General features: G+C 65.9%; 21 protein-coding genes. 6 read left to right on the plus strand and 15 right to left on the minus strand.

Annotation, left to right across the window (positions count from 1 at the left end):
- Window positions 1-98: 98 nt before the first annotated feature.
- The 5 genes from H7F35_RS17080 to H7F35_RS17100 form a co-directional block, all read right to left on the minus strand.
- Window positions 99-1,487, minus strand: a complete 1,389-nt coding sequence (locus H7F35_RS17080; RefSeq protein ID WP_187113989.1) for a sigma 54-interacting transcriptional regulator — start codon at window positions 1,485-1,487, stop codon at window positions 99-101.
- Complete coding sequence (locus H7F35_RS17085) at window positions 1,484-2,110, minus strand: hypothetical protein (RefSeq protein WP_261803659.1); 627 nt, start codon at window positions 2,108-2,110, stop codon at window positions 1,484-1,486. Before H7F35_RS17085 ends, H7F35_RS17080 begins: the two co-directional genes overlap by 4 nt.
- A 94-nt stretch (window positions 2,111-2,204) precedes the next feature.
- On the minus strand, window positions 2,205-3,632 hold the full coding sequence (locus H7F35_RS17090) for a sensor histidine kinase (protein WP_187113991.1): 1,428 nt from the start codon (window positions 3,630-3,632) through the stop codon (window positions 2,205-2,207).
- Entirely contained in the window at window positions 3,632-4,993 is a 1,362-nt protein-coding gene (gene miaB, locus H7F35_RS17095) for a tRNA (N6-isopentenyl adenosine(37)-C2)-methylthiotransferase MiaB (protein ID WP_187113992.1), read from the minus strand. The genes H7F35_RS17090 and miaB overlap by 1 nt, the downstream gene beginning before the upstream one ends.
- 75 nt (window positions 4,994-5,068) lie before the next feature.
- A complete protein-coding gene (locus H7F35_RS17100) occupies window positions 5,069-5,419 on the minus strand; it encodes a hypothetical protein (RefSeq protein WP_261803660.1) in 351 nt (116 codons plus the stop codon).
- Window positions 5,420-5,714: 295 nt separating this feature from the next.
- Between H7F35_RS17100 and H7F35_RS17105 the strand changes: the two genes are divergently transcribed.
- Together H7F35_RS17105 and H7F35_RS17110 are read left to right on the plus strand one after the other, a co-directional pair.
- Window positions 5,715-6,920, plus strand: coding sequence for an efflux RND transporter periplasmic adaptor subunit (locus tag H7F35_RS17105; protein WP_261803661.1), 1,206 nt, complete (start codon window positions 5,715-5,717; stop codon window positions 6,918-6,920).
- Window positions 6,917-10,069: an efflux RND transporter permease subunit gene (locus H7F35_RS17110; protein WP_187113994.1), complete on the plus strand. Its 3,153-nt coding sequence runs from the start codon at window positions 6,917-6,919 to the stop codon at window positions 10,067-10,069. The genes H7F35_RS17105 and H7F35_RS17110 overlap by 4 nt, the downstream gene beginning before the upstream one ends.
- 2 nt (window positions 10,070-10,071) lie before the next feature.
- Here H7F35_RS17110 and H7F35_RS17115 read toward each other — a convergent pair whose 3' ends face one another.
- The 8 genes from H7F35_RS17115 to H7F35_RS17150 all read right to left on the minus strand — a co-directional run bounded on the left by H7F35_RS17115 (window position 10,072) and on the right by H7F35_RS17150 (window position 15,969).
- Window positions 10,072-10,347: a hypothetical protein gene (locus tag H7F35_RS17115; protein WP_187113995.1), complete on the minus strand. Its 276-nt coding sequence runs from the start codon at window positions 10,345-10,347 to the stop codon at window positions 10,072-10,074.
- Complete coding sequence (locus H7F35_RS17120; RefSeq protein ID WP_187113996.1) at window positions 10,344-11,051, minus strand: AzlC family ABC transporter permease; 708 nt, start codon at window positions 11,049-11,051, stop codon at window positions 10,344-10,346. The genes H7F35_RS17115 and H7F35_RS17120 overlap by 4 nt, the downstream gene beginning before the upstream one ends.
- A gap of 8 nt (window positions 11,052-11,059) precedes the next feature.
- Window positions 11,060-11,806, minus strand: a complete 747-nt coding sequence (locus H7F35_RS17125; protein ID WP_187113997.1) for a 2OG-Fe(II) oxygenase — start codon at window positions 11,804-11,806, stop codon at window positions 11,060-11,062.
- Window positions 11,807-11,879: 73 nt separating this feature from the next.
- A complete protein-coding gene (locus tag H7F35_RS17130) occupies window positions 11,880-12,590 on the minus strand; it encodes a Crp/Fnr family transcriptional regulator (RefSeq protein WP_187113998.1) in 711 nt (236 codons plus the stop codon).
- Between the two features lie 102 nt (window positions 12,591-12,692).
- Entirely contained in the window at window positions 12,693-13,346 is a 654-nt protein-coding gene (locus H7F35_RS17135) for a histidine phosphatase family protein (protein WP_187113999.1), read from the minus strand.
- Window positions 13,347-13,377: 31 nt separating this feature from the next.
- On the minus strand, window positions 13,378-13,995 hold the full coding sequence (locus tag H7F35_RS17140) for a DUF4136 domain-containing protein (RefSeq protein WP_187114000.1): 618 nt from the start codon (window positions 13,993-13,995) through the stop codon (window positions 13,378-13,380).
- Between the two features lie 46 nt (window positions 13,996-14,041).
- Window positions 14,042-14,974, minus strand: a complete 933-nt coding sequence (gene ttcA / locus H7F35_RS17145; protein ID WP_187114001.1) for a tRNA 2-thiocytidine(32) synthetase TtcA — start codon at window positions 14,972-14,974, stop codon at window positions 14,042-14,044.
- 62 nt (window positions 14,975-15,036) lie between these two features.
- Window positions 15,037-15,969, minus strand: a complete 933-nt coding sequence (locus tag H7F35_RS17150; RefSeq protein WP_187114002.1) for a LysR family transcriptional regulator — start codon at window positions 15,967-15,969, stop codon at window positions 15,037-15,039.
- A gap of 100 nt (window positions 15,970-16,069) precedes the next feature.
- Between H7F35_RS17150 and H7F35_RS17155 the strand changes: the two genes are divergently transcribed.
- Complete coding sequence (locus H7F35_RS17155; protein WP_187114003.1) at window positions 16,070-17,293, plus strand: MFS transporter; 1,224 nt, start codon at window positions 16,070-16,072, stop codon at window positions 17,291-17,293.
- Between the two features lie 29 nt (window positions 17,294-17,322).
- Here the strand turns inward: H7F35_RS17155 and H7F35_RS17160 are convergent, their stop codons facing one another.
- Both H7F35_RS17160 and H7F35_RS17165 read right to left on the minus strand, forming a co-directional pair.
- Window positions 17,323-17,700 carry a dihydroneopterin aldolase gene (locus tag H7F35_RS17160; protein ID WP_187114004.1) on the minus strand — a complete coding sequence of 126 codons (378 nt, stop codon included), beginning with the start codon at window positions 17,698-17,700 and terminating at the stop codon, window positions 17,323-17,325.
- 11 nt (window positions 17,701-17,711) lie between these two features.
- A complete protein-coding gene (locus H7F35_RS17165) occupies window positions 17,712-18,488 on the minus strand; it encodes an SDR family oxidoreductase (protein ID WP_187114005.1) in 777 nt (258 codons plus the stop codon).
- A gap of 36 nt (window positions 18,489-18,524) precedes the next feature.
- On the opposite strand from H7F35_RS17165, the gene H7F35_RS17170 reads away from it, so the two are divergent.
- The 3 genes from H7F35_RS17170 to H7F35_RS17180 all read left to right on the plus strand — a co-directional run bounded on the left by H7F35_RS17170 (window position 18,525) and on the right by H7F35_RS17180 (window position 21,646).
- Window positions 18,525-19,637 carry a class I SAM-dependent methyltransferase gene (locus H7F35_RS17170; RefSeq protein WP_187114006.1) on the plus strand — a complete coding sequence of 371 codons (1,113 nt, stop codon included), beginning with the start codon at window positions 18,525-18,527 and terminating at the stop codon, window positions 19,635-19,637.
- Between the two features lie 78 nt (window positions 19,638-19,715).
- Window positions 19,716-20,612, plus strand: a complete 897-nt coding sequence (locus H7F35_RS17175; RefSeq protein ID WP_187114007.1) for a TauD/TfdA dioxygenase family protein — start codon at window positions 19,716-19,718, stop codon at window positions 20,610-20,612.
- A 23-nt stretch (window positions 20,613-20,635) separates the two neighbouring features.
- The gene (locus H7F35_RS17180) at window positions 20,636-21,646 is read left to right on the plus strand and encodes an ABC transporter substrate-binding protein (RefSeq protein ID WP_187114008.1); all 1,011 of its coding nucleotides are present in this window, start codon (window positions 20,636-20,638) and stop codon (window positions 21,644-21,646) included.
- Window positions 21,647-21,700: the final 54 nt, after the last annotated feature.

Below are 21,700 nucleotides of genomic sequence, written 5' to 3' on the forward strand. Positions count from 1 at the left end.
CCGGAAGGCCTCAAAACCCCTGTTTTTGTCGCCGAATCCCGACAAGCCTTGGGGGCTGGTCGGGAATGGCCTTTTAAATCAACAGCTTAGGTGCGTCGCTACTCAGCGACAGGGTCGCTGCCGTTGGCGACAACGTCGGCCTTGAAGTGCCCCGGCGTGAGCTCGTGCTTTTGCAGCAGGCGGTAGAACTCGGTGCGGTTGCGGTCGGCCAGGCGGGCCGCGTCGGCCACGTTGCCGTCGGTCAGCTTGAGCAGGCCGACCAGGTAATCGCGCTCGAAACGCTGCTTGGCCTCGGCATAGGTCTGCACCTCGACCGTCGGCACGCGCAGTGCGCGTTGCACCAGCGCCAGCGGGATCAGCGGCGAACTCGACAGCGCGCAGACTTGCTCGACCACGTTGAACAACTGGCGCACGTTGCCGGGCCAGGCGGCGGTGGTCAGCGCCTTCAGCGCCTCGGGCGCGAAACCCGAGAGCCGCTTGCCGTACTTGGTCGACAGGCGCTGCAGGAAGTGGTTGGCCAGCAGCGGGATGTCTTCTCGCCGCGCCGACAGCGGCGGCAGCGTGAGCGTCACCACGTTCAGGCGGTAATACAGGTCTTCGCGGAACTGGCCCGCTTCCATCGCGGCGTCGAGGTCGCGGTGGGTGGCCGAGACGATGCGCACGTCGACCTCGATCGACTGGCTCGCGCCCAGCGGGCGCACCGCGCGCTCCTGCAGCACGCGCAGCAGCTTGACCTGCAGCGCGGGCGGCATGTCCCCGATTTCGTCCAGCAGCAGCGTGCCGCCGTCGGCCTGCTGGAACAGGCCCTTGTGATTGGCGTGGGCGTCGGTGAAGGCGCCCTTCATGTGGCCGAACAGTTCCGACTCGAGCAACGCCTCGGGAATGGCGCCGCAGTTGACGGCCACGAAGGGCTTGTCGGCGCGCGCGCTGGCCTTGTGGATGGCGCGGGCCAGCAGTTCCTTGCCGGCGCCCGAGTCGCCGCGCAGCAGCACCGAGGCGTCCGACTTGGCGACCATGCGCGCCTCGGCCAGCAGTTCGGCCATGCGGTTGCTGCGGCTCACGATTTCCGAGCGCCAGCTGTCGTCGCCGGTCTTGCTCGGCGTGGTGGTCGGCGCACCGAGCGCCAGCGCCTGGGCGATCTTTTCGAGCAGTTCGCGCGCGTCGTAGGGCTTGGTGAGGTAGGTAAAGACGCCGCGCGCCGTGGCTTCGACCGCATCGGGAATGGTGCCGTGCGCCGTGAGCAGGATCACCGGCAGCGAGGGGTGGCGCTTGCGGATCTCGTCGAAGAGCTGCAGGCCGTCGCGCCCGGGCAGGCGCACGTCGCTCAGCACCAGTTGCGGATGCTCGATTTCGAGCTGGGTCAGCGCGGTTTCGGCCGAGGTCACGGCCGTGACCTGGTAGCCCGCCGACACCAGCCGCATCGAGAGCAGCCGAAGCATGTCCGGGTCGTCGTCGACCACGAGGAGGCGGGCGCCGGAAGTGCTCATGGGCTTGGTTTTGCTCCGTTGGTTGTCGGTGCGGGTGTTGCTGCGGGCGCCGGCGTGCTGGCGGGCCGCGCGAAGCTGCGCTCGATGGCGCGCAGGGCTTCGATGCGGTCGTTGAGCTGGTCGATGCGGCGCTGGCTGTCGCGTTGCTGCTGCACCTGCTTGTCGCGGTCGTCCTCGACGCGGCGCTGCTCGATGTAGCGCGCGGCCAGCGCACGGGCGAGCGGCTGCAATGCCTGTGCTTCGGGCGCGGGGTTGGCGATCACGCGCTGCAGCAGGCCCAACGCACGCGCGAGGTCGGCCGGCACGCGCGTCTGCGAGAGCAACAGCGCCAACTGCATCTGGGCGGTGGGCGAATCGCCGGGGTCGCCGACGCGTGCGATCTCGGCGCTCAGGTCGGCGCCGTTCAGCGGGCGCACCTTGTCGGCGTACGACAGCATGGCCGCCAGCGGCCCCTGGGTCATCAGCGTGAAGATCGATGCCGGCTGCGTGGCGGGCGCCCTGGGCTCGGCCTCGACGGGCATCACGCGCGGCAGGACGGTGGGCGGCGGCAGGGCATCGGCTTCGGCGGGCGGCTTCGGCTGGATGGCACAGGCGGCCAGCAGCAGGACGAAAGGCACGGTCATCGCCCCGGCGAAAGTGGAACTGCGGACGAACGAAAAAGACATGGGTTGAAGAAGGGGACGCGAGGCGGTGTTTCGGATGGGGCGCGGTGAGTGCTCAGGCTGTGCGCGGCAATTCGATGCGAAAGCGTGCACCGGGCCCGTCAGGCAGCAAGGTGATACGGCCCCCGTGGGCTGCAATGTACTCCTGCACGATGGAAAGTCCGATGCCGGTGCCTTTCACCGTGTGCTCGGGCTGGCGCTCGCCGCGAAAGAAGGGCTCGAAGATCCGGTCGCGGTCGCCCTCTGCGATGCCCGGGCCGGCGTCGTTGACGTCGATGTAGACCGCGTCCGGCGTGCCCGACACCGCCAGCGTGATGACGCCGCCGCTGGCTGAAAAGCGGATCGCGTTGGACAGCAGGTTGGCAATGGCCGTGCCGAGCTTGGCGCGGTCGACCGTGGTCGTGATCGGCTCGCCCTCGGCGCGCACGCGCAGCCCGTGCGACTGCCACTGCAGGCGCTGTGCCTCGATCTGTTCCTCGATCAGCGGCAGCAGCTCGGTGCGTTCGCGGCGCAGCTCGCGCGCCTCGAAGGCGGCGGCGTTGAAGCGCAGCAGCGCCTCGATCTGCCCCTGCAGCGACACCGTGTTCTGCTGCAGGATCTGCGCGACTTCGAGCTGCGCCGGGTTCAGCGGGCCGGTCACGCCGTCTTCGAGCAGCGAGACGCCTTCGCGCAGCGCGGCCAGCGGGGTCTTGAGTTCGTGCGACACGTGGCGCAGAAAGCGCGCCTTGTCGGCGTCCAGCTCGGTCAGGCGCAGCCGCAGCCATTCGAGCTGCTGCGACACGCGCCGAACGTCGGCCGGGCCACGAATGTCGATGGGTTCGTCGAGCCGGTTCTGGCCCAGGCCGACGATGGCGTTTTCGAGCCGTTTGAAAGGCCGGGCGAGCCAGATGCCGAAAGCCAGCGCCAGCACCACCGCCAGCACGCTGGCAGCGACCACTTCGCGCATCAGCCGGCGGCGTGCGTTCTCGATGCGCTTGGCCAGCGCATCGTTCTGCGTTTCGATCAGGAACTGCGCCTGCTGCGCGAGGTTGGTGTTGAGCGCGTCGAGTTCGCGGAACTGCATCGCCATCGTGCTTTCGCGGGCCAGGGCGCTGTCGGCGTTGCCGCTCATCAGGCCCTCGATCACGCCGAGCTGCGTGCGCCACATCTCGATGCCGGCGGGTGCCAGGCCGTTCTTTTCAAGGCGCTCGAGCACCTGGTGCGCCTCGCGCGCTGCGTCGTCGAAGCGGCGGCGCAGCACGGCGTCGTTCAGCACCAAAGACTGGCGCCCGGCACGTTCCATCGCCGCGCTGCGCTCGGCCAGCGACTGGGACGCGCCCGACAGCCGCAGCGCGCGCGCGGCCGCGTCGCGGCTTTGCGTCATCAGCACGTCGTACTGGAGCACGGAGCGCAGGGCCACGCCCACCAGCAGCGCGGTAATCAGCAGGAACGCGAACAGCAGGAGCTGCTGGAACGAGCCCCGTATGGATGGCCGCTTCGCCATCAGTGGGCGAGCGCGGCCGGGGCTGCTGCCATCGACGATTCGCTGGTCGGCACTTCGCCGCGCAGCGTGTACGCCAGCGAGCGCGTGATGCGCAGGTCGGTCATCTGGCCGACGAGGCGCGCGTCGCCCTCGAAGTTGACGACGCGGTTGCAGGCGGTGCGGCCCATCAGCTCGTTCGCATCCTTGCGCGAGGCGCCCTCGACCAGCACGCGCTGGGTGCTGCCCACCAGCGCCTGGCCGAAGCGCTTGACGTTGCCGTCGATCACCGCCTGCAGCGTGTGCAGCCGCGCGAGCTTCACTTCGTGCGGCGTGTCGTCCTGCAGTTGCGCGGCCGGCGTGCCGGGGCGCGGGCTGAAGATGAAGCTGAAGCTGTTGTCGAACTGGCAGTCGTCGATGAGCTTCATCATCTTGGCGAAGTCTTCGTCGGTCTCGCCGGGGAAGCCGACGATGAAGTCGCTGGAGAGAGCGAGTTCAGGGCGGATGGCGCGCAGCTTGCGCACCGTGCTCTTGTATTCCATGGCGGTGTAGCCGCGCTTCATGGCCATCAGGATGCGGTCGCTGCCGTGCTGCACGGGCAGGTGCAGATGGCTCACGAGCTGCGGCACCTTGGCGTAGGCCTCGATCAGTCGGGGCGTGAACTCGTTCGGATGGCTGGTGGTGTAGCGGATGCGCTCGATGCCGGGGATCTCGGCCACGTACTCGATCAGCAGCGCGAAGTCGGCGATCTCGGCGGTGTCGCCCATCTTGCCGCGGTAGGCATTCACGTTCTGGCCCAGCAGCGTGATCTCGCGCACGCCCTGGTCGGCCAGGCCGGCAATTTCGACCAGCACGTCGTCGAGCGGGCGGTTCACTTCCTCGCCGCGCGTGTAGGGCACCACGCAATAGCTGCAGTACTTGGAGCAGCCTTCCATGATCGACACGAAGGCGGTCGCGCCGTCGACGCGCGCGGGCGGCAGGTGATCGAACTTCTCGATTTCGGGGAAGCTGATGTCGACCTGCGGGCGGTTCAGGCGCTCGCGGTCATTCAGCATTTCGGGCAGGCGGTGCAGGGTCTGCGGGCCGAACACGATGTCGACGTAAGGTGCGCGCGCAATGATGGCCGCGCCTTCCTGGCTCGCGACGCAACCGCCCACGCCGATCTTCACGCCCTTGGCCTTCAGGTGCTTCACGCGGCCGAGGTCGGAGAACACTTTTTCCTGCGCCTTCTCGCGCACCGAACAGGTGTTGAACAGGATGAGGTCGGCCTCGTCCACGTTCTGCGTGGGCTCGTAGCCCTGTGCGGCGTGCAGTACGTCGGCCATCTTGTCCGAGTCGTACTCGTTCATCTGGCAGCCGAAGGTCTTGATGAATACTTTTTTCATGGGAATCTCTTTCATGGCCCTCCTGCAGAAGAAGGGCGCGACAGGCGGGCGCAGAAGGTCCGCGCCGCCTTTTCTTTATTGCGTGTTGACGGTGTCGTTCGAGGTGAATGGCCAGACATTCAGGAACGGCTTGTTCAGCGACTCGCGGCTGGCCGAGGCTTCGTCGGGCGTGAGGATCCAGACCTCGCGCAGCAGCCCGGCGGCATCGCGCGTGTAGTTCACCAGGAAGCGCTGGCCGATGATCGCGCCGGGCATGACCAGCATGTTCTGTGCGCTGCGGATGCGCGCGCCGGCCCCCAGGCGGTCGGCCCGGCCGTCGAGTTCGACGTCGGGCGCATTGGTCACGATGAACTTGCCGCGCAGCGTGCCGATGGGGAAATTGCGGCCGCCGACCAGCGATTCGTTCTGGGTCTGGGGGCGGGGCACCTCGTCCTGAGCGTTGGCCTGGAGCGAGAAAAAGCCCGCAGCGCCTGCGACTGCTGCGCAAAGCGCTATGAAAGTGAGAGTGTTCGTGGGTTTCTTGCAGCGGTTCATGGGGTATATCCAGAGGCTGTGGAGCGGGCGATTTTAACGACGGGGTGGCTGTCGGTCGCGCCGGACACAGTGGGTTGCAGGCAACGCAGTTCGTTCACTGCTTTACATTTATTTACGGTGCCCATCGACACGGCGGGGCGGCCACTGCTCCAATAGCTGCTGTCAGCCCAAAGTGCACAAGAACCCCATGAAAACAAATGTTGCCGTTGCCCTTGCGGGTGTGTTGATCGTAGCCGTCGCGGGCGGGTGGTGGAGCCTATCCGGCAACAAGCTTGCCGCGAAAAACGACAAGGCCCCGACCACCGCCGGTGGCGGCGCGCCTGCGCTCGTGACGCTGGCTACGGCCGAAAAGCAGGACGTGCCGGTGACGGTGCAGGTCAATGGCAGCGTGGTGTCCCTCAACAGCGTCGACCTGCGCCCGCAGGTCACGAACACGGTGAGCGCGGTGCATGTGAAGGAAGGGCAGTTCGTCAAGGCGGGCCAGTTGCTGTTCACGCTGGACGACCGCAACGACCAGGCCAACCTGGCGCGCGCCCGGGCCCAGCAGCAAAAGGACGAGGCCACCATGGCCGACCTGGAGCGCCAGTACAAGCGCAGCCAGGACCTGGTGGCGCAGAACTTCATTGCCAAGAGCGCGGCCGACGCCACGCTGTCGCAGCTCGAAGCGCAACGCGCCGCCGTCGCGGCCGACCGCGCCGCCGTGCAGTCGGCACAGGTGGCGCTGGGCTACGCCACGCTGCGCGCGCCGATTGCCGGGCGCATCGGCGCCGTCAACATCTACCCCGGCACGCTGGTGCAGCCGACGCTGTCGCTGGTCACGGTCACGCAGCTCGACCCGATCGCCGTGAGCTTCCCGGTGCCCGAGGGCAACCTGCAAGACCTGCTGGCCGCCGCGCGCACCCGCTCGAAGGTCGAGGCCGTGGTCACCGGACGCAAGGAGCCGCTGAACGGCACGCTCGACTTCGTCGACAACACGGTCGATCCGCAGATCGGCACCGTGCGCGCCAAGGCTGTGTTCAGCAACGCCGACCAGAGCCTCTGGCCCGGCCAGTTCGTCGGCACGCGCATCACGGTGCGCACGCTCGACGGCGCCACGGTGGTGCCGGCCGCGGCGCTGATGATGCTGGCCGACGGCACGTCGCTCTACGTGGTCGACGAGTCCAGGACCGCCACGCGCCGCAAGGTCAAGACGCTGCACACCTTCGGCACCAAGGTCGCGGTGAGCGGCGTCGAGCCGGGTGAGCAGGTGGTGATCGAGGGCAGCCAGAACGTGCGGCCCGGCGGCAAGGTCCGCGTCGATGCCAAGGCGCCGGCTGTGCCCAACGGCACCACGGGCGTGACGCCCGGCAGCGCCGCTTCGTCGGACGCCAAGCCCGTGCGGGAACGCGCATGAACATCTCGGAGCTCTGCATCCGTCGTCCCGCGATGACGGTGCTGCTGTCCGCCGCGGTGGTGGTCATCGGCATCTTTGCGTACTTCAGCATCCCGGTGGCGGCGCTGCCCAGCTACAACACGCCGGTCATCAACGTCAACGCGCAACTGCCCGGCGCCAGCCCGGACACCATGGCGAGTTCGGTCGCGCTGCCGCTCGAAAAGCAGTTCTCGACCATCCCGGGCCTGCAGACCATCAGCTCGGTCAACACGCAGGGCGTGACCTCGCTCACGCTCGAATTCGTGAGCAGCCGCGACATCGATGCCGCCGCGGTCGACGTGCAGGCCGCGCTGCTGCGCGCCCAGCGCCAGTTGCCGCAGGAACTGACCCAACTGCCCTCGTACCGCAAGGTGAACCCGGCCGATGCGCCGGTGCTCTTCATCGCGCTGATCTCGCCGTCGATGAACCCGGCCGAACTCAACGACTATGCCGAGAACCTGATCTCGCCCACGCTCTCGACCATCGACGGCGTGGCGCAGGTGGGTGTGTACGGCCGCAAGGCCTTTGCCGTGCGCATCAAGGCCAACGCCGACCTGCTCAACGCGCGCAACATCACGCTCGACGAACTGGCCAAGGCGGTGAACTCGGCCAATGCCAACACGCCGGTCGGCACGCTCGACGGTCCGCGCCAGACACTCACCATCCAGGCCAACCGCCAGCTCGTGAAGGCGGCCGACTTCGCCAAGCTGATCGTCGGCCAGCGCAACGGCGCCCCGGTGCGGCTCGACGAAGTCGCCACCATCGAGGACAGCTTCGAGTCGGTCAAGACGTCGAGCAGCTTCAATGGCCAGGACTCGATCTCGCTGGCCGTGCAGCGCCAGCCCAATGCCAACACCGTGCAGGTGGTGGACGCGGTGCGCGCGCTCATCCCGCGCTTCAAGGCCGAGCTGCCGCAGTCGGTCGAGATCCAGATGGTGAACGACCGCTCGCTCTCGATCCGCGAGGCGGTGCACGACGTGCAGCTCACGCTGCTGGGCACCATCGCGCTGGTGGTGCTGGTGATCTTTTTGTTCCTGCACCGGTTGGTGGCCACGCTGATTCCGGCCGCGACCATTCCCATTTCGCTGATCGGCGCGGTGGCATTGCTCTACGCCTTCGGCTACAGCCTGGACAACGTCTCGCTGCTGGGCATCACGCTGGCCGTGGGGCTGGTGGTGGACGACGCGATCGTGGTGCTCGAAAACATCATGCGTTACGTCGAGAAGGGCATGGAGCCCTTCGCGGCGGCGCTGCGCGGTGCGCGAGAGGTGGGCTTCACCATCGTGTCGATTTCCATCTCGCTGGTGGCCGTGTTCATCCCGATCTTCTTCATGCCGGGCGTGATCGGCCTGCTGTTCCACGAGTTCGCGGTGGTGGTGGCGCTGGCGGTGCTGGTGTCGGCCGTGGTGTCGCTCACGCTGGTGCCGATGCTCGCGAGCCGGTTGCTCAAGCATGTGCCCCGCAAAGAGGGCGCGATGGACCACGAGGAAGAGCACCCCGAACCCGGCACCGCCATCGGCCGCGCCTTCGAGCGCGGCTACCGCGCGGTGCACGGCGGTTACATGCGTTCGCTCGACTGGACGCTGGAGCACCGCAAGCTGATGCTGGCGATGGCGGGCCTGACCTTCGTTGTCACCGGCTGGCTGTTCGTCACCATTCCCAAGGGCTTCTTCCCCGAGGAAGACATCGGCCAGATCCAGATCACGACCGAAGCCGCCGAAGACATTTCGTTCGCCGCGATGAAGGTGCTGCAGGCGCGCGTGTCCGATGCGCTGCAGGCCGACCCGAGCGTGGACTACGTCAGCTCCTTCGTCGGCGTGGGCGGCCCGACCGCTACGCAAAATTCCGGCCGTTTGTTCGCCGTGCTCAAGCCGCGCAGCGAGCGTCCGCAGATGGCGAAGGTGCTCGAATCGCTGCGCCAGCGTTTCCGCGAGATCCCGGGCATTGCCGTCTACATGCAGCCGGTGCAGAACCTGCGGCTGGGCGGGCGCCAGAGCAAGGCGCGCTTCCAGTACACGCTGCAGAGCGTGAACGCCGGCGAGATGGTGCCGTGGTCCACGAAGCTCATGGAGCGCATGCGCGCCGACCCGGCGTTCCGCGACGTGACCAGCGACTCGCAGAACCGCGGCCTGCAGGCCACGCTCGACATCGACCGCGACAAGGCCGGCGTGCTCGGCGTGGCGGTGGGCGACCTGCGCACCGCGCTCTACAACGCCTATGGCGACCGGCAGATCGGCAGCATCTACGCCGCGAGCAACACCTACCAGGTGATCCTCTCGGCCGCCGACAGCGACCGCCAGTTCGAGGACGATGTCTCGCGCCTGTCGGTGCGAAGCACCACCGGCCGGCTGGTGCCGCTGTCGGCCTTCTCGACCATCAAGCGCACCGTGGGGCCGACCTCGGTCAACCACCAGGGCCAGTTGCAGGCGGTGACGGTGTCGTTCAACCTCGCCCCTGATGTACCGCTGGGCAACGCGACCGCGAAGATCGACAGCTACAAGGACGAACTGAAGATGCCGCCCTCGATCATCACCACCTACGGTGGCGATGCGGCGGTGTTCCAGAGTTCGCAGTCGAGCCAGGCCGTGCTGCTGGTGCTGGCGGTGCTGGTCATTTACGTGCTGCTGGGAGTGCTGTATGAAAGCTACATCCACCCGCTGACCATTCTTGCGGGCCTGCCGTCGGCGGCGGTGGGGGCGCTGCTCTCGCTGAAGCTCTTCGGCTTCGACCTGACGCTGATCGCGACCATCGGCATCCTGCTGCTGATCGGCATCGTGAAGAAGAACGCGATCATGCTGATCGACTTCGCGCTCGATGCACAACGCACCGAGGGCATGAAGCCGGTTGATGCGATCCGCGAGGCCTGCCGGTTGCGTTTCCGGCCGATCCTGATGACCACGCTGGCCGCGTTGATGGGCGCGCTGCCGCTCGCGTTGGGCCTTGGCGCCGGCGCCGAGTTGCGTCAGCCGCTGGGCGTGGCGGTGGTGGGCGGGCTGATCTTCTCGCAGGTGATCACGCTGTACATCACGCCCGCGATCTATCTGGCGCTAGACCGCTACAGCGGCACGGGGCCGATGGTCGATTTGCCGGGCGAGGCGAAGACGGCCGCGGTGCGGGCGGCGCCCCTTTGACTTTAAAGATGGCGTGCGGCCATGAGCGCCAGCCAACCGGCGACAAAGGCAATCTGCAGTCCTCCGAAGCGCCACACCACCGCCATGGTGACGACCACGGGCAAGAGCAAGGTTGGCGCGATGCAGATCTGAATCAACAGATAGGCAGCCATCAGGCTGGGGCCGGCGTTCGACAAGGCAATCTCGGCCGCCGGCCAACGCGAAAGCCATTGGGCGGCGCCCAGGCCCGACAGGCGAATGGCGATCGTGACCAAAGCCATGACGACGATGGCATTCATGTCCGGCGTCTCCTGTTGATCCAAAGCGTGGACGCCATGCCGGCCAGGCCCGCCACCAGCACCGCCGCGGCTTGCTGATCAGTTCGCCACCAGCAAATCAAACCGACCACGGCGCCGATTCCAACAGGCGCCAGACGGTGAGGGCTCTTTCGAAGGCCGATGGGCAGCAGCAGCGCCATCGAGAGCGGGACCAGTGCATCCATTCCAAAGCGGTACAGCATCTGCTGCGTAAAAATGGCGCCGAACTGGAATCCGGCGATGCAGCCGGCCGTCCACGCCAAGGTCAGCGCGGAGGAATTTCCCAGAACAAAGTTGGCGTTGATCGGGCCACGCTGGGCTGCAATGTGACACGCCGTCCAACTGCTGTCGGTCACCATGGCCGCAGCCAGCCACACGCGCCATTTGCTGGAATTCTTCAGATAAGGCCAAAGCGACGCTGTAAAAATAAGGTGCTTTGCATTGAGTCCGATCGTCAATGCAATCAGAGCGCCAATATGAGCGGAATTGTTGAATTCCAATGCAGCCAATTGGGCGGTGGCTGCATTGATGCTCAAGGCGGCAAAAACCAATTCACCCAGAGACCAATCGGCATTTTTGCTGGCAACGCCGACAATAAGACCAAATACCAGCACCTTGGGAATGAAGGGCAGCGCCGCAATCCAGCCATGCGAAATTCCCATGGGTGTGGACAGGGATTTTTCCATCAAAACCCTTACACCCAGAACAGGAGTTTCTCAGAGGTGGTTCCGAAAAACCCGGACAAGGTCAATCGCTCTCCATCGCTTGGCAATACCTCATGCGCCTGCGTGGTGCGGAAGATGATCAAATCTCCGACACGGGGGGCAACTTCGAAATGCTCACTTTCTTTGCCGGCAAGCGCGAGGTCTTGTTCTTTATAGATGCGTGTCTGCCCCCCGGACTTGGGAATCTTGAGATAGATGTTCCATGCAAACTGATCTTTGATTTGCGGGGCAAATGAAAGTCCGGTGTTTTCACCCGGCATCCAGTCCCGATGAATCGGTGCTTCCGGCAAAACGCGCACCGTGAAATTCATCATGCGCCTGCCCTGGTGCTCGGCGACATCATGGCTCAGGGAAAACATCTTCGATGCCACCTCCTGAACACGAGGGAAGAAATTGACAAGAGAGAGAATGCGCTGGTCGAATATTTCTTCAAAAATACGTGTCCGGCGGAAATATTCACTGTGATCCGATTTGAATCGAAAGAAATTAGGGCCGAGCTTTCCTTTGCGAACAACGCCGCCGGCCTTGTCGTCGCCCTCGTAATATTCGATGCCGATTTCTGAAATGGCATGCAATATCAGGTCAATTTGATATTCTTGTAAGAAATTCTCGAACCGCAGGCCTGCGTGGTCTCCGGTTGAAAATTTCTTTATCGCCGCGAGGTTCGGCGTCGTGCGGTTGATATCCTCAACCACCCATTTGTTTGACTCTGCCATCATTTCCTCTAGGATTGAGAGGACGATAATGGCGCTAAGTTAGGGTTTTCGTGGTATCCAGAGATACAGGAAGTCAACTATTTTTGTAATGCAAACGACGTAGCGCAGAAGCATCATGGATGATCACCTGCTTGGCCCGTGTCTCAATGACGCCCTCTCTCGACAGCAGGTTCAGCGTTCTTGTCACGGTGACTCGGCTCAATGCAGTCATTGCGGCAATTTTCTCGTGCGTGAGATCGACTTGAAAGTTCTTTGATTCCTGTGTCAATGGAAATTCGCTGTTCGATTGCAATCGCGCAATACGCAAAAGCAGATCGACAACCCGCTCTTTGGGCGCCGCTGATGCAACGCCTGCAAGCTTTTCAACAACCATTTGATTCTTGAAGCCGAGGAGTTGAATGAGCGAAGCCGCGAGCTCGGGCATGGTGGAGAATTTCTGGGTGATATCCGCCGGGAGATAGCGGCTGAGGATCGCGGGCGCAACCACTCGCGTCGTGGTCGGGCGAGGCCTGTTGGCGAATGCAGGGCCTTCACCAAAAATTGCACCCGGCCCGAATATCTCGAGCAGAAATTCCGCGCCATTGCTTCGCTGGAGTGTCGAGTGAACAAATCCGGATCGAAGAAGATAGAAATAACTGTGCCGCTCCCCTTCCCGGGCCAGCACGTCCCCGGCTGCCAAGCTGACGACGTTGCCCAGATGAGTGGCTTCGATCCATGGGGTCGAGAGGGCCAGGGAGGCGTCCCAACTGGCATAGGCCGAGGATTCGGAATTTATTCTTTTCATTCAGAAGGCCGCGGCCGTTGAACTGCAGGACGGTAGTGTGGCGTCAGCTTCACCGGGTGAACAACGACCTTGTGCATGGCAAGGTCGCCGTTCGCAGACCTGTCAGGTCGTCGTCTCGTCGAGCGCGTTGCCCGCATCCGGATGGGCCAGGTGCGCGGTGTCGCTCCAGCCCACGAGGCTGAAGCCTTCGGGCGTCCACAGCATGCGGTTGATGGCCGCATTGCCGAGTTGCCAGGTGCGCGGAGCCTGCAAGGCCTGGCGGGTGGCCGCCCGGTACAGCACGTCCATCACGCCGCCATGCGCCACCAGCGTGACCAGTTCGCCCGGATGGCGCGCCGCCAGCTCCGAAGCCACGCCCGTGATGCGGTCGCGGAACGTCAGCAGGCTCTCGCCGCCTACAGGTTCGAACTCGGGGTCGCGCTCGCGCCAGCGCTTGGCTTCTTCGGGCTTCATCGCCTCGATCTCCGCGAAGCTCATGCCCTCCAGGTCACCGAAAGCGCGCTCGCGCAGGCGGGGCTCGGGCTGCACCGGCAGGCCGTGGGGCTTGGCGATGGCCTCGGCGGTCTGCCAGGCGCGCGAAAGATCGCTGGCGTAGATGACGCCGATGGGTTCGTCCGCCAGCGCCTGGCCGGTGCGCTCTGCCTGCCAGAGGCCGGTGGCATTGAGGCCGATGTCGATGTGCCCCTGGATGCGGGTGCCGACATTCCAGGCGGTTTCGCCGTGGCGCACGGCGATCAAACGGGTGATTTCTTCCATCCGCGGAATTCTAGAAGCGCGCTGCTTCCTTCTATTTCTTCGCGGTCGGCGGGTTCAGGTCGATGTTCACCTGGCGCTCGCCCTGCGGCGGATTGGGAAAGCCCTGCAAGGCCGCCTGGAACATCACCGGCAGGATGGCCGCGCTCGCGTTGTAGGGGCCGTCGTTGCGGGCCCGCGTTTCGTAGACCACGCGGTTGCTGCCGACCTCGCGCAGCACGATGCTCACCTCGCGCTCATACCAGGGGTTGGCCGCGGGCGGCATGAACACCGGGCCGCCGTACCAGCCGCCGCCGTAGAAGCGCCGGCCGTAGCCGTAACCGCCATAACCCCAGGGGCCGTCGTACAGCCACGGGTCGGCCCAGGGCGAGAGGCCGGCCGTCACGCGGGCACCGATCTGTGCGCTGTATTGCGGCTTGGTGTCGTCGCGGCGCAGGCCGACCTTGTCGAGCGCGGCGGCGGCCATGGCTTCGAGTGATTCCTGTCGGGCGGTGTCCGCCTGCTGCGAGGGTAGCCGCTCGAAGCGGTAGGTGGCGCCGGGGGCCACGGTGCCGAGCGAAGAGAAGCTTTTCACGTTGCTGTCGACCACCCAGGAGGTGGCGCAGCCCGACAGGGTTGCTACTAAAAGAAGAGCGGAAAGCGCAAGTTTCATAAGGGTCTCCGGGCCAAGTGCCCTAAATTCCCCTGGGTTGCCCGAATCAGCCCTGGACGATGCGCAGGGCCGAGGGTGCCTGGGAGAGCAGGTCGAAAGAGGGCGTGTCGAAGGCCTTGTCACCCTCGTCGTCTGCCACGCCCGTCGCCTTCAGACCCTTGAAGTCGTGCCGCGTTCCGTCGAGCAGGTGAGAAGGCACGACGTTCTGCAGCGCGGTGAACATGTTCTCCACGCGGCCGGGGTGCTTCTTGTCCCACTCGCGCAGCATCTCGCCGACCTGCTTGCGTTGCAGGTTTTCCTGGCTGCCGCACAGCGTGCAGGGAATGATCGGGAATTGGCGGTGCTGCGCCCAGCGCACCGTGTCTTTTTCGGCCACGTAGGCCAGCGGACGGATCACGACATGCTTGCCGTCGTCGCTCACCAGCTTGGGCGGCATGCTCTTCAACTTGCCGGCGAAGAACATGTTGAGGAAGAAGGTCTGCAGCATGTCGTCGCGGTGGTGGCCCAGCGCGACCTTGGTGGCGCCCAGCTCGTCCGCCACGCGGTACAGGATGCCGCGGCGCAGCCGGCTGCACAGCCCGCAGGTGGTCTTGCCCTCGGGAATCACGCGCTTGACGATGCTGTAGGTGTCCTGGTTCTCGATGTGGAAGTCCACGCCCAGGTCGCTCAGGTACTTGGGCAGCACTTCTTCGGGAAAGCCAGGCTGCTTCTGGTCGAGGTTGACGGCGACGATGTCGAAGTGAATCGGCGCGCGGGCCTTGAGCTTGAGCAGGATGTCGAGCAGCGCGTAGCTGTCTTTTCCGCCCGAGACGCAGACCATGACCTTGTCGCCCTCTTCGATCATGTTGTAGTCGACGATGGCACGGCCGACCTCGCGGCACAGGCGCTTTTCGAGCTTGTGCGTCTCGCGTTCGATCTTCAGGGAATTGGCAGTGGCGTCGGCGGCGGCGGGCGCCTCGTCGATCCAGACGGCGTTCATGGTCAGGCTACTTCGGGGAGTCGGGGGAAGGCGTCGATTGTCCCCGATCCCCATGGCACGCGCTACGCGGCGGGAAAGGCGGTGCGCATGGCGTCCACGAAGAGCCGCAACTTGGCCGGGTAGAAGCGCGCGTACGGGTACAGCATGTACACCGGCGCGGCGGCCGCATGCCATTGCGGCGCCAGGTGCAGCAGCCGGCCGGCCGCGAGCTCCTCGGCCAGCATCCAGGTCGACAGCACGCCGACACCCACGCCCAGCACGGCCGCGCTGCGCAGCGCATTGAGGCTGTCGGTGATCATGCGCGGGCGGATCTGCACGCGGTACACCTCGCCGGTGGTCTCGTGGGTCAGCGCGATCTCGGTGCGGTAGAAGTTGCGCGCTGCCATCCAGGGCAGGGCTTCGAGGTCGCGGGCGTGCATGGGTTGCGCCGCCTCCTTGAAAAGAGACGGCGCGCCGACCGCGATGCGCGGCACCTCGGACAGCCGGATCGCGACCACGCCCGGGTCGGTCACCTCGCCGACCCGGATCGCGCAATCGACGCCCTCGGCGATGAAGTCGGGCGTGCGGTCCTGCGGGCCGTCGTGCAGCAGCCATTCGACGGTCATTTGCGGAAAGCGGTGCAGGTACGCGGCCAGCGGCCCCACCAGCAACTGCTGCCCGAAGACGTGCGGCGCCACCACGCGCAGCCGGCCCTCGGGGTGGTCGCCGTCACCGCGCAGCTCGGCCTCGAAGGCGCTCCAGCTCAGGATCAGTTCCTTGGCGCGATCAAAGCAGCGCTCGCCGTCCTCGGTGAGCTTCATGGCGTGGGTGGAGCGCTGCAGCAGGCGCACGCCCAGGGAGCGCTCGAGCGCCTGCAGGCGCCGGCTCACGGTGGGCTGGGTGGTGCCCATCTGCGCGGCCGCGGCCGAGAGGCTGCCGGCCTCGACGATGTGCACGAAGGTCTGCATCAGCTCGATGCGGTCGACCGAGGGCGGAGCCGAAAGTGGCGTTGTCATGCGTCAAGCGTATATCAATTGTTCAAGCCTCGGGACTACCTTGGCGCGCCTTCGCCCTGCACACTCCAGCCCTTGCTTTTATGGCACAAGGGTTAACACCATGTCTTCCATTCAAAAAACGCATGATGGGCTGCCGAACTCGCTGATCCTCCTGCTCGCTGCCAGCGCCGGGTTCGCCGTGGCGGCGCTTTATTACAGCCAGCCCATGCTCGGCGAGCTGGGCCCGGACATCGGTGCTTCGGCGCGCAGCGTGGGCTTCGTGCCTACGCTCACGCAGTTGGGCTATGCGCTGGGCATATTGCTGCTGGCGCCGCTGGGCGACCGCTTCGACAGGCGCCGCATCATCCTGGCCAAGGCCTCGGTGCTGGTGCTGGCGCTGCTGGCCGCAGCGTTCTCGCCTTCGGTCGGCCCGCTGCTGGTGGCCAGCCTCGTCATCGGCCTGACCGCCACGCTGGCGCAGGATGTGGTGCCGGCGGCTGCCACGCTGGCCCCTGAGGCGCACCGCGGCAAGATCGTCGGCACGGTCATGACGGGGCTGCTGCTGGGCATCCTGCTGTCGCGGGTGCTCAGCGGATTCGTGGCCGAGCATTTCGGCTGGCGCGCGATGTTCGTGGTGGCGGCGGCCAGCATCGCGTTCATCGGCGTGGCCGCGGCGCGCGGCCTGCCGCACCTGCGTCCGACCACGCAGCTGGGCTATGGCGCGCTGCTGGGCTCGCTGGCCCAGCTGTGGCGCAAGCACGGCGCGCTGCGCCGCGCCACCTTTGCACAAGGCCTGTTGTCGGTCGGCTTCAGCGCGTTCTGGTCGACGCTGGCCGTGATGCTGCACGGCGCGCCGTTCCACCTGGGCAGCGCGGCGGCCGGTGCCTTCGGGCTGGCCGGCGCCGCGGGTGCGCTGGCCGCGCCCATCGCCGGACGCATCGCGGACCGCCGCGGGCCGGAGCTGGTGATCCGCCTGGGCGCCGTGCTGGTGGTGGTGTCGTTCGCCGCGATGCTGCTTGCGCCGCTGATGGCGCCGGCCACCCGGCTCGGGCTCATCGTGGCCAGCGCGATCGGTTTCGACTTCGGCCTGCAGGCTGCGCTGATCGCGCACCAGACCGTTGTCTACGGCATCGACCCGGGTGCGCGCAGCCGGCTCAACGCGGTGTTCTTCACCGGCGTCTTCATCGGCATGGCCGCGGGCTCGGCGCTGGGCGCCCTGGTGCTGGCGCAGTGGGGATGGTCGGGGGTGGCCTTGCTGGCCACGCTGTCGGCGCTCGGCGCGCTGGCCGTGCGCATGTGGCCGGCGGCGGCCAAGCCCGCGGCGGCCTGCTGTTCAGCGGCCTGAGCTGCTCAGGTGCTCAAGCCTTCAGCCATTCACCACTCGCCGGCTTCCATGCGGATCGCCACTTCGCAGTCGTCGAAGATTTCGAGCTTGGCGATCTTCACTCGTACGCCCAGCACGCCGGGCAGTTGCAGCAGGCGGTGCACCACCTTGCCGATCAGGCTTTCGAGCAGATTCACATGCTCGGCGGTGCACTCGTCGATGATGATCAGGCGCACCTTGCCGTAGTCGAGCACGTGGAAGATGTCGTCGTCCTGCGGCAGCAGCGGCTGCTGGCCCAGGCTGAGTTCGGCATCGACCTGGATCGGCTGCGGCGCGACCTTCTCGTGGTCGAGGATGCCGAGGTTGGCATTGAAGCGCAGGCCCAGCAGGGTAAGGGTCTGGCGGCCGTGGGTATGAGAAGAAGACATGGTGGTGGTGCTCACATGAGCGAGAAATCGCGCTCGAATTTCATCAGGTGCTGGCCGCCGTCCACCAGCAGCGTGGTGCCGGTGATCGAGCTGTTCTCCAGCGCGAACTTCACTGTGGCAACCACATCGGCCGGCGTGGACGAGCGGCCCAGCGGCGACAGCTTGTGCAGCTGCGCGAACTTGTCGTCGTCCAGCATGTGGCTCGCCAGCGTGAGGCCGGGCGCCACGCCCACCACCCGCACGTGCGGCGCCAGTGCCAGCGCCAGCATCGGCGTGGCGGCTTCCAGCGCGGCCTTGGACAGCGTGTAGCTCAGGAAGTCGGGGTTGGGGTTCCACAGCTTCTGGTCGAGCAGATGGACCACGGCGCCCTGCGCGTTGCGCGCCGCCAGGTGATCGTGCAACGCCTGCGCCAGCAGGATGGCCGCGCCGGTGTTGCTGCGCGCATGGCGCTCCATGAGCGCGTAGCTGAAGCTCGCGGCCTCGTCGTGCTCGAACAGCGCGGCGCTGTGCACCACGGCATCGACGGTGCGGAATCGAGCGACCACGCGGGGCAGCAGCGCGCGCGTGGCCTGTTCGTCTTCGAGGTCGGCCACGAAGAGGGCCGAATCGCCCGACAGCGCGGCGCAGTCGGCCACCGTTTTCTCGGCATCCGCCAGCGAGCTGCGGTAATGCACGGCCACCTGCCAGCCACCTGCGGCGAGTGCCAACGCGATCTCGCGGCCCAAGCGGCGGCCGGCGCCCGTGACAAGAACGGTGCGGCGGGTCGGGGCGGAAAAAGCGGCGCTCATGCGGGGAGGGGGAAGGGACGGAGGGAGAATGGCGGGGTGACGACAAAGACGCCGAACAGTTTACCCACCGCCCTCGATCACCTCATCGCCCGCGCCGTCGAACGCGCCGGCGGCTGGATCGGGTTCGATCGCTTCATGGCGCTCGCCCTGTATGCGCCCGGCCTGGGCTATTACGCCAACACGTCCGCCAAGTTCGGCCACATGCCGTCTTCGGGCAGCGACTTCGTGACCGCGCCGGAGCTGACGCCGATGTTCGGCCAGACGCTGGCGGCCCAGGTGGCGCAGGCGCTGGAGAAAACCGGCACCGACACAGTCTGGGAATTCGGCGCAGGCTCCGGCGCGCTTGCGGTTCAATTGCTGCATGCGCTCGACGAGATGGGCCGAAGCGACGTGCGCTACCGCATCGTCGACCTGTCGGGCACGCTGCGCGAGCGCCAGCAGCAGGCGCTGGTGCGCTATGCGGACCGCGTCGAATGGTTGAATGAATTGCCGGCGTCGATGCAGGGCGTGGTGGTCGGCAACGAAGTGCTCGACGCGATGCCCGTGCAACTGCTGGCGCGCGTCGCGGGCCAGTGGTTCGAGCGCGGCGTGGTGCGCAACGCGCAGGGCGAGGGCTGGACCTGGGCCGATCGCGTGACCGACCTGCGCCCGCCGGTCGAGGTGATCGGCGAACACGACTACCTGACCGAAATCCATCCCCAGGCCCTGGCCTTCATCGCGACACTGGCGGACCGCCTCGACAAGGGCGCGGCCTTTCTCATCGACTACGGTTTTCCCGAGAGCGAGTACTACCACCCGCAGCGCCACATGGGCACGGTGATGTGCCACCGCGCGCACCAGGCCGACGGCGACCCGCTGGCCGACGTGGGCTACAAGGACATCACCGCGCATGTGGACTTCACCGGCATCGCGCTGGCGGGGCAGAACGCGGGGCTCGAAGTGCTGGGCTACACGAGCCAGGCGCGGTTTCTGCTGAACTGCGGGCTGCTGGCGAAGATGGAGCAGGGCTCGGTCGCAGAGCGCGCCATGGCGGCCCGCCTGATCCATGAACACGAGATGGGCGAGCTGTTCAAGGTGGTGGGCTTCGCGGTGGGCGAGCCCTGGGACGCCATGGGGTTCGCAGAGGGCGACCGCAGCCACAAGCTGTAATCGTGGCCCTGCAAAGGGGCATAAGCTAGCAACGAAGAGTTCGTTGAGAAACGGCGGGCCGCGCCCTACATTCGCGGCATGACTGCCGTTTCTCCCAACGCCCACGCCCCACAGGCCGCAGCACAGCACTTCGAAGTGCGTCCCTTCGCCGCGCCGGTCGGCGCTGAAATCGTCGGTCTCGACATCTCGAAGCCGATCAACGACGTGGACTTTGCGCGCATCCACCGCGCGCACCTCGACCACCATGTGGTCGTGTTCCGCGACCAGCAGATCACCCCCGCCGAGCACATCGAGTTCAGCCGCCGCTTCGGCCCGCTCGAAATCCATGTGCTGCACCAGTTCCAGCTCAGGAATCATCCGGAAATACTGATCGTCTCCAACATCAAGGAGAACGGCGAACCCATCGGCCTGGGCGATGCGGGCGTGTACTGGCATTCGGACATTTCGTACAAGCCCAACCCCAGCCTCGGCTCCCTGCTGCATGCGCAGGAGCTGCCCAGCGAAGGCGGCGACACGCTCTTTGCCGACCAGCACCTCGCATGGGAAGCACTGAGCCCCGCGCTGCAGCAACGTGTTCTGCCGCTCAAGGCCGAGCACAGCTACCTTGCCAAGTACGAAGAGTTGCGCGCGAAGAACCCGTGGCGGCCCAAGCTCTCGCAGGCGCAGATCGATCAGGTCGCGCCTGCCGTGCAGCCGGTGGTTCGCACGCATCCTGAAACGGGCCGCAAGGCGCTGTTCGTCAGCGAGCATTTCACGACGCGCATCGTCGGCCTGCCGCAGGGCGAAAGCGACGCGCTGCTGACCGAGCTGTTCGCACACAGCGTCAAGCCCGAATTCGTGTATCGCCACACGTGGGCACCGCACGACCTGGTGTTCTGGGACAACCGCTCGCTGATGCATCTGGCGGCCGGCACGCCGGACCATCTGCGCCGACGCCTGAACCGCACCACCATCGTCGGCGACACGCCTTTCTGATTCTTCTCTCCGGATTGATTTCAATGAACCGCTTCACCCGCAGGGCCGCCGCGCTCGTCACCGGCCTCGGCCTTCTCGCCGGCAGCCTTGCCGCGCATGCCGAAGGCCAGATCCGCATTGCCGAGCAGTTCGGCATCGTCTATCTGCTGCTCAACGTGGCGCAAGACCAGAAGTTGATCGAAAAGCACGCGAAGGCGGCGGGTGTCGATGCCAAGGTCGAGTGGATCAAGCTGTCGGGCGGCTCGGCCGTCAACGACGCGCTGCTCTCCGGCAACATCGAAATTGCAGGCGCCGGCGTGGGCCCGCTGCTCACGCTGTGGGACCGCACCAAGGGCAAGCAGAACGTGAAGGGCGTGGCATCGCTGGGCAACTTCCCGTACTACCTGGTGAGCAACAACCCGAACGTGAAGACCATTGCGGACTTCACCGACAAGGACCGCATCGCGCTGCCCGCCGTGGGCGTGTCGGTGCAGTCGCGCGTACTGCAGTTCGCCTCGGCCAAGCTGTGGGGCGACAAGGAGTTCAACCGCCTGGACAAGATCAGCGTGGCGCTGCCGCACCCCGACGCGGCCGCGGCCATCATCAAGGGCGGCACCGAGATCACGGGGCACTTCGGCAACCCGCCGTTCCAGGAACAGGAACTGGCGGGCAACCCGAACGCGCACATCGTGCTCAATTCCTACCAGGTGCTGGGCGGCCCATCGTCGGCCACGGTGCTCTACGCCACCGAGAAATTCCGCAACGAGAACCCGAAGACCTACAAGGCGTTTGTCGATGCGCTCGATGAGGCCGCGAAGTTCGTCACGGCCAACCCGGAGAAGGCGGCCGACATTTATCTGAAAGTGAGCAACGCGAAGCTCGACCGCGAGCTGCTGCTGAAGATCATCAAGAACCCCGAAGTGCAGTTCAAGACCACGCCGCAGAACACCTATCCGCTGGCGGAGTTCATGCACCGGGTGGGCGCGATCAAGAACAAGCCGGCTTCGGTGAAGGATTATTTCTTTGACGATGCGCAGAACAGTTCGGGGAATTGATCAGTGAGCTCGGCGAAGGTCTCTTCGGGGGTTGACTCCTTCCCCCTCTGGGGG

It is taken from the genome of Variovorax sp. PAMC26660, assembly GCF_014302995.1.
Lineage (GTDB): Bacteria > Pseudomonadota > Gammaproteobacteria > Burkholderiales > Burkholderiaceae_C > Variovorax.

Coding starts and splice junctions, on each gene's coding strand:
- H7F35_RS17080 (WP_187113989.1), bottom strand. CDS start 1,487: ATGAGCACTTCCGGCGCCCGCCTCCTCGTGGTCGACGACGACCCGGAC.
- H7F35_RS17085 (WP_261803659.1), bottom strand. CDS start 2,110: ATGACCGTGCCTTTCGTCCTGCTGCTGGCCGCCTGTGCCATCCAGCCG.
- H7F35_RS17090 (WP_187113991.1), bottom strand. CDS start 3,632: ATGGCGAAGCGGCCATCCATACGGGGCTCGTTCCAGCAGCTCCTGCTG.
- miaB (WP_187113992.1), bottom strand. CDS start 4,993: ATGAAAAAAGTATTCATCAAGACCTTCGGCTGCCAGATGAACGAGTAC.
- H7F35_RS17105 (WP_261803661.1), top strand. CDS start 5,715: ATGAAAACAAATGTTGCCGTTGCCCTTGCGGGTGTGTTGATCGTAGCC.
- H7F35_RS17110 (WP_187113994.1), top strand. CDS start 6,917: ATGAACATCTCGGAGCTCTGCATCCGTCGTCCCGCGATGACGGTGCTG.
- H7F35_RS17115 (WP_187113995.1), bottom strand. CDS start 10,347: ATGAATGCCATCGTCGTCATGGCTTTGGTCACGATCGCCATTCGCCTG.
- H7F35_RS17120 (WP_187113996.1), bottom strand. CDS start 11,051: ATGGAAAAATCCCTGTCCACACCCATGGGAATTTCGCATGGCTGGATT.
- H7F35_RS17125 (WP_187113997.1), bottom strand. CDS start 11,806: ATGGCAGAGTCAAACAAATGGGTGGTTGAGGATATCAACCGCACGACG.
- H7F35_RS17130 (WP_187113998.1), bottom strand. CDS start 12,590: ATGAAAAGAATAAATTCCGAATCCTCGGCCTATGCCAGTTGGGACGCC.
- H7F35_RS17135 (WP_187113999.1), bottom strand. CDS start 13,346: ATGGAAGAAATCACCCGTTTGATCGCCGTGCGCCACGGCGAAACCGCC.
- H7F35_RS17140 (WP_187114000.1), bottom strand. CDS start 13,995: ATGAAACTTGCGCTTTCCGCTCTTCTTTTAGTAGCAACCCTGTCGGGC.
- ttcA (WP_187114001.1), bottom strand. CDS start 14,974: ATGAACGCCGTCTGGATCGACGAGGCGCCCGCCGCCGCCGACGCCACT.
- H7F35_RS17150 (WP_187114002.1), bottom strand. CDS start 15,969: ATGACAACGCCACTTTCGGCTCCGCCCTCGGTCGACCGCATCGAGCTG.
- H7F35_RS17155 (WP_187114003.1), top strand. CDS start 16,070: ATGTCTTCCATTCAAAAAACGCATGATGGGCTGCCGAACTCGCTGATC.
- H7F35_RS17160 (WP_187114004.1), bottom strand. CDS start 17,700: ATGTCTTCTTCTCATACCCACGGCCGCCAGACCCTTACCCTGCTGGGC.
- H7F35_RS17165 (WP_187114005.1), bottom strand. CDS start 18,488: ATGAGCGCCGCTTTTTCCGCCCCGACCCGCCGCACCGTTCTTGTCACG.
- H7F35_RS17175 (WP_187114007.1), top strand. CDS start 19,716: ATGACTGCCGTTTCTCCCAACGCCCACGCCCCACAGGCCGCAGCACAG.
- H7F35_RS17180 (WP_187114008.1), top strand. CDS start 20,636: ATGAACCGCTTCACCCGCAGGGCCGCCGCGCTCGTCACCGGCCTCGGC.